The sequence below is a fragment of the Nocardia sp. XZ_19_385 genome (assembly GCF_015355755.1).
Taxonomy (GTDB): Bacteria; Actinomycetota; Actinomycetes; order Mycobacteriales; family Mycobacteriaceae; genus Nocardia.
On sequence record NZ_JACVEE010000002.1, the window covers coordinates 1934264 to 1945708 of the forward strand.

Below are 11445 nucleotides of genomic sequence, written 5' to 3' on the forward strand. Positions count from 1 at the left end.
TCATGGCGCAAACCGAAAATCAGATTGCCAAGCGCAAGCCGCGCGGCAAGGACGCGTCGACGGCGCGTCGTCTGTCGAAGACCCGCCGTCACTTCCGTCTGCGCAAGAAGGTCGAAGGCACCACCGAGCGTCCGCGCCTGGTGGTCAACCGCTCCGCGCGGCACCTGCACGCTCAGCTCGTGGACGACTCCGTCGGCAAGACCATTGCCTTCGCGTCGACCATCGAAGCCGATGTGCGCGCTGTGGACGGCGACAAGTCGGCCAAGAGCAAGAAGGTCGGCGAGCTGATCGCCGCCCGTGCCAAGGCCGCCGGTGTCGAGGCCGTCGTGTTCGACCGTGGTGGTCACGATTACCACGGCCGTATCGCGGCGCTCGCGGATGCCGCTCGTGAAGCGGGGTTGAAGTTCTGATGACTGCAAACAAGAACGAAGGGAACGTCTGATGCCGGGACGTCAACGGCGTGACGGCGGCAACGGACCCGCCGGACAGCAGAATGGCGCCGCTGGTGGCGCCGGCGGCGACAACCGTGGCGGTGGCCGCGATCGTCGTGGTGGTGGCGACAACCGTCGTGACCAGCAGGCCGATAAGAACCAGCTCGAGCGCGTAGTCGCGATCAACCGCGTCTCCAAGGTCGTGAAGGGTGGTCGTCGCTTCAGCTTCACCGCCCTCGTGATCGTCGGTGACGGCAACGGTCTGGTCGGCGTCGGCTACGGCAAGGCCAAGGAAGTTCCCGCGGCGATTCAGAAGGGTGTCGAAGAGGCTCGCAAGAACTTCTTCCGCGTCCCGATGATCGGCTCGACCGTCGTCCACCCGGTTCAGGGTGAGGCCGCGGCCGGTGTCGTCATGCTGCGTCCGGCCTCGCCGGGTACCGGTGTCATTGCCGGTGGCGCGTGCCGTGCCGTGCTGGAATGCGCTGGCATTCATGACATTCTGGCGAAGTCGCTGGGTAGTGACAACGCCATCAACGTCGTGCACGCGACGGTCGCCGCACTGAAGATGCTGCAGCGTCCGGAAGAGGTCGCGGCTCGCCGTGGCCTGCCGCTCGAGGATGTTGCCCCCGCGGGCATGCTGCGTGCGCGCGCTCTGGCCGCTGGAGGTGGCAAGTAATGGCACAGCTCAAGGTGACCCAGATCAAGTCCACGATCGGCGCCAAGGCGAACCAGCGTGACAGCATGCGCACGCTCGGCCTGCGTAAGATCCGGCAGACCGTGGTTCGCGAGGACACCCCGCAGAACCGTGGCCTGATCAACGTCGTGCGCCACCTCGTAACAGTTGAGGAGGTCTAAGCATGACCATCAAGATTCATCACCTGCGTCCGGCCCCCGGTGCCAAGACCGAAAAGACCCGTGTGGGTCGCGGTGAAGGCTCCAAGGGCAAGACCGCGGGCCGCGGTACCAAGGGCACCAAGGCTCGCAAGAACGTTCCGGCCTCCTTCGAGGGTGGGCAGATGCCGCTGCACATGCGGCTGCCCAAGCTCAAGGGCTTCACCAACCGGAATCGTGTCGAATACCAGGTCGTCAACGTTTCGGCCATCGCCAAGCTGTTCCCGCAGGGCGGCGAGGTCGGCAAGGCCGAGCTCGTGGCTGCCGGCGCGGTTCGCAAGAACCAGCTGGTGAAGGTTCTCGGCGATGGTGACATCGGCGTGGCGGTCCAGGTGACCGCCGACAAGGTGACCGGCTCCGCCAAGGAGAAGATCACCGCCGCCGGTGGCACTGTCACCGAACTGGGCTGACGGTACTCTGCAGTAAGACAATGGCACCGGACGAGTGAGAGCTCGTCCGGTGCCACTGTTAGAGTTCATTTATTGCCTGCCAAGCCCCGTCATGGTGTCAAAGCCGTGGCATGACCATGTCGTTCGCCAGGAGGATCTGTGCTTTCCGCCTTCGTATCGGCCTTCCGGACTCCGGACTTACGGCGGAAGATTCTCTTCACGCTGGGGTTGATCGCGCTGTACCGACTCGGTGCCGCGCTGCCGTCCCCCGGTGTGGATTACCAGGCCGTGCAGGAATGCATCGACCTGGTTTCCGGCGGTGATTCCGCTGGTATCTACCAGCTGATCAACTTGTTCTCCGGCGGCGCGCTGCTGCAATTGTCGGTCTTCGCGATCGGCATCATGCCCTACATCACCGCCAGCATCATTATTCAGCTGCTGACTGTCGTCATTCCGCGGTTCGAGGAACTGCGTAAAGAAGGCCAATCCGGCCAGAACAAGATGACGCAGTACACGCGCTATCTGTCTATCGCACTGGCGATTCTGCAGGCCACAGGCCTTGTCGCGCTGGCCGCCCGCGGTCAGCTGCTGCAGGGCTGCCAGCAGGATATTCTCGCCGACACCTCGATTTTCGGCATGATCATCATCGTGCTGGTGATGACCGCCGGCGCCGCGATGGTCATGTGGTTCGGCGAGCAGATCACCGAGCGCGGTATCGGCAACGGTATGTCGCTGCTGATCTTCGCCGGTATCGCCGCGCGTATCCCCAGCGAGGGCAAGAACATCCTGGACAGCCGCGGTGGCGTGGTCTTCGGCCTGGTGTGTGTGGCCGCGCTGGCCATCATCGCCGCGGTGATCTTCGTCGAGCAGGGCCAGCGCCGGATCCCGGTCCAGTACGCCAAGCGCGTGGTGGGCCGCAAGATGTACGGCGGCTCCTCGACCTACCTGCCGTTGAAGGTGAACCAGGCCGGCGTCATCCCGGTGATCTTCGCGTCGTCGCTGCTGTACCTGCCGAACCTGGTGGCGCAGCTGACGTCGTCGACGAACAACCCGGACCCGAGCTGGTGGCAGGACATCATCCAGAAGTACCTGGTGAATCCGAGCAGCCCGGTCTACATCGCCATCTACTTCGGCCTGATCGTCTTCTTCACCTACTTCTATGTGGCGATCACCTTCAACCCGGAGGAACGCGCCGACGAAATGAAGAAGTTCGGTGGCTTCATCCCCGGGTATCGTCCCGGCCGGCCCACCGCCGACTACTTGAATTTCGTGTTGAGCCGCATCACCCTGCCCGGCTCGCTCTACCTCGGTCTCGTGGCCGTCCTGCCCAACCTGTTCCTGGACATCGGCAACTCCGGTGGCATGCAGAATCTCCCGTTCGGCGGCACCGCGGTGCTGATCATGGTGAGCGTCGGCTTGGACACCGTGAAGCAGATCGAGTCCCAGCTGATGAATCGAAATTACGAAGGGTTCCTCAAGTGAGAGTTGTACTGCTCGGTCCGCCGGGTGCCGGCAAGGGTACTCAGGCCGATCTCCTGTCGGACAAGCTTGGTGTCCCGCACATCTCCACCGGGGACCTGTTCCGCGCCAACATCTCCCAGCAGACCCCGCTGGGCCGCGAAGCGCAGAAGTACATGGACGCCGGTGACCTGGTGCCCAGCGATGTCACCAACCGCATGGTCGAGGCCCGGGTGAACGAGCCCGACGCCGCCAACGGCTTCATCCTCGACGGCTACCCGCGCACGGTCGATCAGGCCGACGCGCTGGAGAAGATCCTCGGCGACATGGACACCAAGCTGGATGCCGTGCTGTGCTTCGTCGTGCCGGAGGACACCGTGGTCGAGCGCATGCTGGCCCGTGGCCGTGGCGACGACAACGAGGGCGTCATCCGTAACCGGCTCCGCGTGTACCGCGAGGAGACCGAGCCGCTGCTGACCCACTACGACGGTCTCGTCGTGTCCGTCGACGGTGTCGGTGAGGTCGATGACGTGAACGCCCGCGCGCTCCGGGCTCTGGGGCACTGACCTGATGGTCTTCGGCCGCAAGTCCAAGAAGGTGGTGCCCTTCCGCACCGCGGGTGAACTCGACGCCATGGCGGCGGCGGGCGCGATCGTCGGTCGCGCCCTGGTCGCCGTGCGGGAGGCCGCCAAGCCCGGGGTGTCGACCCTGGAGTTGGACGAGGTGGCCGAGCAGCTCATCCGCGATGCGGGTGCGGTGCCGTCCTTCAAGGGCTACCACGGGTTCCCGGGCTCGATCTGCTCGTCGGTGAACGACCGTATCGTGCACGGGATTCCGAACGCCGACGACATTCTGGTCGAGGGCGATCTGGTCTCGATCGACTGCGGCGCGATTCTCGATGGCTGGCACGGTGATGCGGCGTGGACGTTCGGCGTCGGCAACATCATCGAAGCCGATCGCCTGTTGAGCGAGGCCACCAAGCTGTCGATGGAAGCCGGCATCGAGGCGATGCTTCCGGGCAACCGGCTCACCGACGTCTCGCACGCCATCGAGCTCGGTACCCGCGCGGCCGAGGAACTGCACGGCCGCTCCTACGGCATTGTCGACGGCTACGGTGGCCACGCCATCGGCCGCGAGATGCACATGGACCCGTTCCTGTCGAACGAGGGTCCTCCCGGCAAGGGCCCGAAACTCGTGGTGGGATCGGTCCTCGCGATCGAGCCGATGCTCACCCTGGGCACCACCCAATCCAAGGTGCTCGATGACGACTGGACCGTCGTCACCCTCGACGGTTCGCGTTCCGCGCACTGGGAGCACACCGTCGCGGTCACCGAAGACGGCCCGCGCATCCTAACGCTGCGCCCGGAGTAGCCACTCCCGCTTGCTCTTTCGACGCACCTCCGCACCCGCCAGGGTCGGAGGTGCGTTGTTTTTCAGGGGCGGACCGTCGGAAAGAGGATGGGGCTCAACAGGTATGGCGCGCGTTCCATGGTGGGCTCGTTGGTCAGGCGGGGCACGATAGCGGCGCGAAGGTCTTCGATCAGGGCGGCCACCTCGTCCGGACTCAGCCACACGGCATGTTGCCGGTATCCGACGAGATCGGCTGTGGGATCGGCTTTTTCGGTGTCGAGGTAGGCGTTGAACTCGGCCAGCAGCGTGGCCATGGCGGCGGCGAAGATGCGGCGGTGTTCCGCCGGGGTGGCGGCGGCCGCGCGCTCGGCATCGATGATCGCGCGTTCGCGGCGGAGCCGGTAGGTGCGTTCCACCGCGCCGCGGATGCGCTGTTCCTCGGCGACCTCCAAAATTCCGCCGGTGCTGAGGATTTCGACGTGGCGGTAGACGGTGGCCTTGGAAACGTCAGGGAGGCGGACGCAGAGTTGTGCGGTCGTCATGGACTGCCCGCCCGACATGGCGTGCACGATTCGCAGCCGTACCGGATGTGCGAGCAATTCCACTGTGTCCATTCCCTGATGTTCTCATCTCTGATACCTTTCTCAAAGTTGAGAATAATCGATGCCGTTGGAGGACATGATGGAAACGCCCACGATCGCATGGCAGCCCGCCGAGTACATCGACCCCACCGCTTTCGACGAGCGGCCGGTGACACTCGGAGACGGTGAGTTCGCGGTCCCGGGGACGGTGACTGTGCCGCGCGGCGCGGGCCCGCATCCGGCGGTGGTGCTGCTGGCCGGCGGCGGGCCGTTCGATCGCGATGCGACGGTCGGCCCGAACAAGGTCTTGAAGGACCTCGCATGGGGACTGGCCAGCCGCGGGATCGCGGTGCTGCGCTTCGACAAGGTCACCCACACCCAGGCCGAGTCGTTCTGGGGCGCCGACTGCACCCCAGCGGATGAGTATGTGCCGCACGCGATCTCGGCGATCGAGGCACTGCGTCGGCTGCCGAGCGTGGACACGGAGCGCATCTTCGTGCTCGGGCACAGCATGGGCGGGAAGATGGCGCCCCGGGTCGCGGCGGCCGACCCGGCGGTGGCCGGGCTGGTGATCCTGGCCGGCGACACCCACCCGCTGCAATGGTCCATCGTGCGGGTGCTCCGGCATCTAGCCGACAACGATCCGGAGTCTCTCGAGGGATTGCCGTCCATCGATGACGCCATCGAACAGGCGAAACTGGTGGACAGTCCGGAACTTTCGCTCTCGACGCCGCGGAGCGATCTGCCGTTCGGTGCGCCCGGGTCCTATTGGCTGGACCTGCGCTCCTACGATCCGGTGGCGACCGCGGCGGCGTTGGATAAGCCGATGTTCATCGCTCAGGGCGGGCGCGACTACCAGGTGACGGTGGCCGATGACCTGTCCGGCTGGCAGGCGGGTCTGGCGGATCGCGCGGAGGTGACCATTCGGATCTACGATGCCGACGACCACATGTTCTTCCCGGGTTCCGGACCGTCGCTTGGGGCGGACTACCTGCGCCCTCAGCACCTGGACCCGGCGGTGATCGCGGATGTCGCCGACTGGCTGACAACGGTGCGGAACCATTGATTACGTCGTCCGATTGCCCCGAAGTCCCCATGTCCTGCAATGATCTTGGGGATGGAGCTTCGTTTCGGGATTCAGTTGGCGCCGGTGGCGGAGGAACTGCAGCGGATTCGGGAGATGGCTCGATTCGCTGATCGCGAAGGGCTGGATCTGCTCGGGATGCAGGACCATCCCTATTCCGGGCCGTTGGCCGATACCTTCGCGGTGATCGCGACAGTGCTCGCCGAGACCTCCGGGCTACGAGTGTTCCCGGATGTGGCGAGCTTGCCGATGCGCGGGGCGACGATGCTCGGAAAGCAAGCTGCCACTTTGGATTTGCTCAGCAACGGACGATTCGAGCTGGCGCTGGGCGCGGGCGCGTACTGGCCCGCGATCGCGGCGATGGGTGGGCCTCGACGATCGAATCCCGAAGCGCTGCAGGCGCTCGAGGAGGCCACCGCCGTGATTCGGGCGATGTGGAAACCCGGTGCCAAGGCTGAGGTTCCTGGCGACTACTACGCTGTGCACGGTGTGCAGTCTGGGCCGGCTCCCGCACATTCGGTCGGGATCTGGTTCGGCAGTGTCGGGCCGAAGGCCAACGCTTTGACCGGCCGCATCGCCGACGGCTGGGCCGCGCCGATCCCGCACTACCTGCCCTACGAGAAATGGGAAGGGGCGCAACACCTTATCTCCGCGGCAGCCGTTGACGCGGGGCGGGATCCGGGCGCCGTTGCCCGAATGGCGCAGCTGGTGGGGCACATCTCCGAAGCCCCGGGTCCGGTGACGCTGCGCGGCGAGGAACCGATTCGCACCGACGCCGCGGGCTGGGCCCGCATTCTGGCCGATCTCGCCGTCGAGACCGGCTTCGACACATTCGTGTACTGGCCGGAAACAGCCGACGATACCCAGCTGCGACGCTGGATCGGTGACGTCGTTCCTTACACCCGCGCCCTCTGCGCCTGACCTGAGTTGTCGGGTCGTGCAGTGGGTTTGAAACCTCCTGGACTCGGTCGGTGAACCTTTACGATGCACCGACCGTATGTCCGGGGCGGGGGTGGCCGCGTGAGTAGGGAACTACTCGAATTCAGTTGGAGCGCTGCGCAGTTGCGGGTTTGCTAGACCCGGCGACGGCGCCAGGAACGACCGCCGCCGGTGCGCGCGCCGGAGCCGACGCCGGCCAGATGCAGGGCGGCGAGTAGCAGGCCGAGGGTGATCAGCGTGTGGTCGGTGACGGAGCCGATGGTTTCATCGACGAGATCGAGCAGCAGTGCAATCGCGAATGCGGCGGCAGCGGCAAAGGCCAACATGGCAACCTCCTATGGTTACCGGGCTAATACCCGCCGCTGCCGGTCCCAATCGCACGAATTGACCGACCGGACAGTCACTGTTCGGGCTGGGCGGCCCTGCGGAAGAACAGCACGTGGTCGTGATCGATCAGCGGCATGGTTTTGCGGACCTGGCGAATGCCGCCGGCGGGGAGGTAGGTCAGGTTGGCGAAGGAGTGCGTATTGCCGAAGGCGGAGCGCAGCTTCGTCTCGGTCGCACCGTTCGCGCCGTACGCGGCGAGGACGCCGAAATCCAAGGGGCCCAACGGTTCATCGAGCGCCGAGGCGGGGCCCGCGGGCAGGCCGAGGGCGGCGTACTGGGTGGGCTTGCCGTGCTCGTAACGGCATAGCTCGTAGGAGGAGTTCGCCGTCGCGGTCACGCTGAGCACCGGCCACTTTGTGGAAAGATGCAGGGCCAGTGGGTTTTTGCCGATCGGGGTGAGCTCCCAGTTCATGCTCATGACGGTGACCCAGCCGCCGTAGGACATCTCGATCAGCACTACGTCGTCGCCGAGGGTGCGCGCGGTGTTGAACTCGGGATCTGCTATCCGCCAGTCTTTTTCGTCGGCGTTGAGGTAGGTGGCGCTGTCCACCAGCTGGATGTCGTCGGCCGCGTAGGCCGCGACGATGGCGGCGCGGATCTGTGCGATGGCGTCGCGGTCGGGGCAGCGGACACCGAGCGCGCCGAAGGTCGGGCCGATTTCCACGGGCGCCGACGGCGGATCCGGATCCTCACCCGGAGCCATGGGGCGCAAGCCGACCAGCGCCAGCCGCCAGTTGATCTCCTCGACGGTGGACAGGTCCCCGGAGGTCTTGCGCAGGATCTGCTGCTGGGTGAGCCGCCCGGCCTGCTCCAGGGTGCGGCACTCCAGTTCCAGCAGGGCGTTGTAGGACTTCGGCGTGAGATCCAGATCGCGGATTCCGCAGGCGCGCAGCCGGATTGCCATGCCCGTGGAGGTGAACGCCGCATACCGTTCGCGGTACATGGACAGTGCCTGCTTGCGGGAGCGGCCGACCATGAGGGTGCGTAGCAGTGTGCTCAGGCTCTGCAGGTACTTGCCCGCCAGCTCCGGATTCGACGTTGCCAGTTCGCTTCTGATGCGCGCGGCCTCTTCGGTGGCGGCGACGGCGGCCTCTTGGTCGAGGCGGCCCAGCCAGACTCCGCACTTGCCGAGGCAGTCGGCGCACATGCCCGCGACATACGAATCCGTCTGCGCGGCGTTGAGATACACCGCGCACGCGCTCTTGATCGTGCTGGTGGCCAGTTCGCGGCGGCTGGTCGCGCGGGTGACCTGTTCGAAAACCCGCAGCGCTTCCTGCAATTCACCGGCAGACCGGGCGGAGACGTTCCCGTTGGCGAACCAGTGCAGCCGCAAACCGACCGCTTCCTGGGACGGGGACAGCGCCTCGATGGTGCGGTCGCGGCGGGCATTCTTGTCGGTCTTGGTCGCGAGCATCGCCTTGGCTAGCTCGACCAGGGAGGCCGACAATCGCAGTTCGGATTCCGCTGTCCGGTCTCGTGCCACGCTGCGATCGGCGGCCACCCGGCGTTCGAGCGTCCCCACATCGTTGGCTGTGCCCGGTTCGATGGAACTCAACGTCATCGCGAACCCAACTCCCGCATCACCTGCCACATACGGTCGTCGATCGGCCGCATTCGTGTGCGGGTGAGTCTGCCACAAATCGGGGGTCTACGCCCAGGACAATGCGGAGGCGATCGGGTATTCCGGCGGGTTGGCGAGCCCGATCCCACGGCGCTCCAGCAAGTTTGGAGTTAACATTCGCCCGTCTGTTCCGCACTGCGCTCGGTAGCGGGGGCGTTGTAGCAGGTCAGGCTTCCAGGAGCAGTGTGACCGGGCCGTCGTTGCTCAGCTCGATGTGCATGTGGGCGCCGAACTTGCCGGTGGCGGTGGTCGCGCCGAGATCGCGTAAGGCCTGGGTGAAGGTGTCGACGAGCGGTTCGGCGACCGCGCCGGGGGCGGCGGCGTTCCAGGACGGGCGCCTGCCCTTGGCGGTATTGGCGTAGAGGGTGAACTGGCTCACCACCAGGATCGGCGCGTCGACATCGGCGGCGGAGCGCTCGTCGTCGAGGATGCGCAGCCGCCAGAGCTTGTCCGCCAGCGTTTTCGCGGTGGCCTCGGTATCGGCGTGGGTGACGCCGACGAGGGCGACCAGGCCTTGCGGATTCGGGCTGATCTCGCCCACGGTTTCGCCGTCCACTGTCACTCGCGCCGAGGTGACCCGCTGCACCAGTACTCGCATGGGCCTGATCCTTCCACCTGCCAGGATCAAGGGCGGACGGTGGCGCGAATGATCGTGGTGACGATGGGGAAGTCGAATTCGCCGGCGGCGGTTTCGGGGGTGCTGTGCAGGTAGTCGGCGATGGCGCCGAGGACGTGGGCGCGCTGCTCCGGGGTGACGACCAAGGTATGCGAGTGGGTGCCGATGGTGGCGGTGAGGGATTCGGCGGTGCGGCGATAGGTATGCGGGAAATCGGCTCGCTCGAAATCGGTGAACTGTGGATGGCTGGGGATCGTTTCGAGGTTCCGGATTCCCGGGAGAGTGGCAGCCGAACGTGCGACGCGGTGCAGGCCCGCGACCCAGCCGACGCTGCGGTCGTCATCGTTCCAGAAGGCGGCGAATACCCCGCCCGGGCGCAGCACCCGGGCGATCTCGGGGAATGCGGCCTCCGGATCGAACCAGTGGAACGCCTGCCCGGCGACGACCGCGTCCACCGAGCCGTCGCGGAGTGGAATTGATTCCGCCGCACCAGGATAGGCGACAACTCGGGGAAACCTCTGGATGAACTCGGCACGCATCTCCGCGTCGGGTTCGACGGCGATCACCGATGCGCCCGCCGCCAGCAGGCCCTCGGTCAGTTTGCCGGTGCCCGCCCCGAGATCCAGCACCGTCTGGCGTTCGACATCGCCGAGCGCCCAACGGATTCCGGCTAGCGGATAGTCCGGACGGTGCTCGGCGTAGGCAGCCGCATGTGCCCCGAAAGAGCTGGCACGCAACGCCCGGAGTGCCTGGTCGTCGGTCGGGAGATCATCGAAACCGGCCATGCTCCCACCGTAGCGGTACGGCTGTACGTCACTGCCACAACATCTTTAGTTCAACTTAACGCTACTGACGAGTTGCTATGGGCTGTCATCGTCGGCAGCTATGACGGTCGAGAATGATCCGGATTTGTTGCGCAAAGCCGCCCAGACGAAAACGTCGAACGTGCGGGACCGCCTCGACGGTGTGCTGAAGAATCTCGACAGCATGCTGGCCGCGCGCGGTAAGCCCTGGGGCCAGGACAAATTCGGCACCCAGTTCTACGGCAACTACGAGACCTCGCGCGCCAACGCGACCACCAACATCACCAACGCCTCCACCAGCTTCAACAACTTCATGCTGGGGCAGGTCAAGACGGCCGACACCATGAAGAAACAGGATCAGGCGAACCGCGACGGTCTGACCTGGTCATGACCAACGAGTACGCCAAGGCCGACCTCGCGAACGTGCTGGAGGAAGTCCAGGAGCAGTTCCGGGCGATCGCCGAAATCCAGCAGGCGCGTGCGCAATTGACCGCGAGCGCGACCGTGCGGAAGCTCGCGACGGTCACCGTGAACGCGAACGGCACGGTGATCGACACCAGGTTCGGGCCGCACGCCGAGGACGCCTCCCTCAACGACATCGCCAAGGCGGTCACCGAGGCCGCGCAGCAGGCCGTCACCGAGGTGAACAAGCTCGGGCTGGAGCTGATGGCGCCGGTGCAGGAGCGGCAGGCCCGGCTGCCCAAGCTGACCGATTTGCTCGAGGGGTTCGCCGAGATCAAGCCACCGGCGCCGGTCGCGCCGCCGGTCACCATGGTGCCGCCGGGTGCCGACGCGGACGACGAGACCGGCAGCGCGGCGATGGAATTCAGCAACGTCGAGGCCTACGCGCCGGACCGCGGTCCCGGATTAACCGATACCAGCTGGTGAGCCGGTA

The 11445-nt window shown here is 65.8% G+C and carries 16 protein-coding genes; 11 read left to right on the plus strand and 5 right to left on the minus strand.

Features of this window, described 5'->3' with window-relative positions:
- Positions 1-2 precede the first annotated feature (2 nt).
- From rplR to map, 7 genes are all read left to right on the plus strand, one after another.
- Positions 3-410 (plus strand): 50S ribosomal protein L18, encoded by a 408-nt coding sequence (rplR, locus tag IBX22_RS21710; RefSeq protein ID WP_228538913.1) that lies wholly within the window; start codon positions 3-5, stop codon positions 408-410.
- A gap of 31 nt (positions 411-441) precedes the next feature.
- Entirely contained in the window at positions 442-1107 is a 666-nt protein-coding gene (gene rpsE, locus IBX22_RS21715; protein WP_194817333.1) for a 30S ribosomal protein S5, read from the plus strand.
- Positions 1107-1286, plus strand: a complete 180-nt coding sequence (gene rpmD / locus IBX22_RS21720; RefSeq protein WP_194817334.1) for a 50S ribosomal protein L30 — start codon at positions 1107-1109, stop codon at positions 1284-1286. The genes rpsE and rpmD overlap by 1 nt, the downstream gene beginning before the upstream one ends.
- 2 nt (positions 1287-1288) lie before the next feature.
- Positions 1289-1732, plus strand: a complete 444-nt coding sequence (gene rplO, locus IBX22_RS21725) for a 50S ribosomal protein L15 (protein WP_194817335.1) — start codon at positions 1289-1291, stop codon at positions 1730-1732.
- A gap of 138 nt (positions 1733-1870) precedes the next feature.
- On the plus strand, positions 1871-3193 hold the full coding sequence (gene secY, locus IBX22_RS21730; RefSeq protein ID WP_194817336.1) for a preprotein translocase subunit SecY: 1323 nt from the start codon (positions 1871-1873) through the stop codon (positions 3191-3193).
- Positions 3190-3735 carry an adenylate kinase gene (locus tag IBX22_RS21735; RefSeq protein ID WP_194817337.1) on the plus strand — a complete coding sequence of 182 codons (546 nt, stop codon included), beginning with the start codon at positions 3190-3192 and terminating at the stop codon, positions 3733-3735. Before secY ends, IBX22_RS21735 begins: the two co-directional genes overlap by 4 nt.
- A gap of 4 nt (positions 3736-3739) precedes the next feature.
- Entirely contained in the window at positions 3740-4540 is an 801-nt protein-coding gene (gene map / locus IBX22_RS21740; RefSeq protein ID WP_194817338.1) for a type I methionyl aminopeptidase, read from the plus strand.
- A 62-nt stretch (positions 4541-4602) separates the two neighbouring features.
- Here the strand turns inward: map and IBX22_RS21745 are convergent, their stop codons facing one another.
- Positions 4603-5133, minus strand: a complete 531-nt coding sequence (locus IBX22_RS21745) for a helix-turn-helix domain-containing protein (RefSeq protein WP_194817339.1) — start codon at positions 5131-5133, stop codon at positions 4603-4605.
- A 49-nt stretch (positions 5134-5182) separates the two neighbouring features.
- Between IBX22_RS21745 and IBX22_RS21750 the strand changes: the two genes are divergently transcribed.
- The gene (locus tag IBX22_RS21750; protein WP_194817340.1) at positions 5183-6166 is read left to right on the plus strand and encodes a S9 family peptidase; all 984 of its coding nucleotides are present in this window, start codon (positions 5183-5185) and stop codon (positions 6164-6166) included.
- A 51-nt stretch (positions 6167-6217) separates the two neighbouring features.
- Positions 6218-7105, plus strand: coding sequence for an LLM class flavin-dependent oxidoreductase (locus IBX22_RS21755; RefSeq protein WP_194817341.1), 888 nt, complete (start codon positions 6218-6220; stop codon positions 7103-7105).
- Between the two features lie 152 nt (positions 7106-7257).
- On the opposite strand, the gene IBX22_RS21760 is transcribed toward IBX22_RS21755, so the two are convergent.
- The 4 genes from IBX22_RS21760 to IBX22_RS21775 form a co-directional block, all read right to left on the minus strand.
- Positions 7258-7449, minus strand: coding sequence for a hypothetical protein (locus IBX22_RS21760; RefSeq protein ID WP_194817342.1), 192 nt, complete (start codon positions 7447-7449; stop codon positions 7258-7260).
- Between the two features lie 74 nt (positions 7450-7523).
- Positions 7524-9071, minus strand: a complete 1548-nt coding sequence (locus IBX22_RS21765; protein WP_194817343.1) for a hypothetical protein — start codon at positions 9069-9071, stop codon at positions 7524-7526.
- Between the two features lie 226 nt (positions 9072-9297).
- The gene (gene dtd, locus IBX22_RS21770) at positions 9298-9729 is read right to left on the minus strand and encodes a D-aminoacyl-tRNA deacylase (protein WP_194817344.1); all 432 of its coding nucleotides are present in this window, start codon (positions 9727-9729) and stop codon (positions 9298-9300) included.
- Positions 9730-9755: 26 nt separating this feature from the next.
- Positions 9756-10532: a class I SAM-dependent methyltransferase gene (locus tag IBX22_RS21775; protein ID WP_194817345.1), complete on the minus strand. Its 777-nt coding sequence runs from the start codon at positions 10530-10532 to the stop codon at positions 9756-9758.
- 100 nt (positions 10533-10632) lie between these two features.
- On the opposite strand from IBX22_RS21775, the gene IBX22_RS21780 reads away from it, so the two are divergent.
- Positions 10633-10941 carry a hypothetical protein gene (locus IBX22_RS21780; protein ID WP_194817346.1) on the plus strand — a complete coding sequence of 103 codons (309 nt, stop codon included), beginning with the start codon at positions 10633-10635 and terminating at the stop codon, positions 10939-10941.
- Entirely contained in the window at positions 10938-11438 is a 501-nt protein-coding gene (locus IBX22_RS21785; RefSeq protein ID WP_194817347.1) for a YbaB/EbfC family nucleoid-associated protein, read from the plus strand. Before IBX22_RS21780 ends, IBX22_RS21785 begins: the two co-directional genes overlap by 4 nt.
- Positions 11439-11445: the final 7 nt, after the last annotated feature.

Bases quoted from the DNA above. Each gene is read 5' to 3' on its own strand.
- IBX22_RS21785 (WP_194817347.1), top strand. From the start codon at position 10,938: ATGACCAACGAGTACGCCAAGGCCGACCTCGCGAACGTGCTGGAGGAA.
- rplR (WP_228538913.1), top strand. From the start codon at position 3: ATGGCGCAAACCGAAAATCAGATTGCCAAGCGCAAGCCGCGCGGCAAG.
- dtd (WP_194817344.1), bottom strand. From the start codon at position 9,729: ATGCGAGTACTGGTGCAGCGGGTCACCTCGGCGCGAGTGACAGTGGAC.
- IBX22_RS21775 (WP_194817345.1), bottom strand. From the start codon at position 10,532: ATGGCCGGTTTCGATGATCTCCCGACCGACGACCAGGCACTCCGGGCG.
- rplO (WP_194817335.1), top strand. From the start codon at position 1,289: ATGACCATCAAGATTCATCACCTGCGTCCGGCCCCCGGTGCCAAGACC.
- IBX22_RS21750 (WP_194817340.1), top strand. From the start codon at position 5,183: ATGCCGTTGGAGGACATGATGGAAACGCCCACGATCGCATGGCAGCCC.
- IBX22_RS21765 (WP_194817343.1), bottom strand. From the start codon at position 9,071: ATGACGTTGAGTTCCATCGAACCGGGCACAGCCAACGATGTGGGGACG.
- IBX22_RS21755 (WP_194817341.1), top strand. From the start codon at position 6,218: ATGGAGCTTCGTTTCGGGATTCAGTTGGCGCCGGTGGCGGAGGAACTG.
- IBX22_RS21780 (WP_194817346.1), top strand. From the start codon at position 10,633: ATGACGGTCGAGAATGATCCGGATTTGTTGCGCAAAGCCGCCCAGACG.
- rpmD (WP_194817334.1), top strand. From the start codon at position 1,107: ATGGCACAGCTCAAGGTGACCCAGATCAAGTCCACGATCGGCGCCAAG.
- IBX22_RS21760 (WP_194817342.1), bottom strand. From the start codon at position 7,449: ATGTTGGCCTTTGCCGCTGCCGCCGCATTCGCGATTGCACTGCTGCTC.
- map (WP_194817338.1), top strand. From the start codon at position 3,740: ATGGTCTTCGGCCGCAAGTCCAAGAAGGTGGTGCCCTTCCGCACCGCG.
- IBX22_RS21745 (WP_194817339.1), bottom strand. From the start codon at position 5,133: ATGGACACAGTGGAATTGCTCGCACATCCGGTACGGCTGCGAATCGTG.
- rpsE (WP_194817333.1), top strand. From the start codon at position 442: ATGCCGGGACGTCAACGGCGTGACGGCGGCAACGGACCCGCCGGACAG.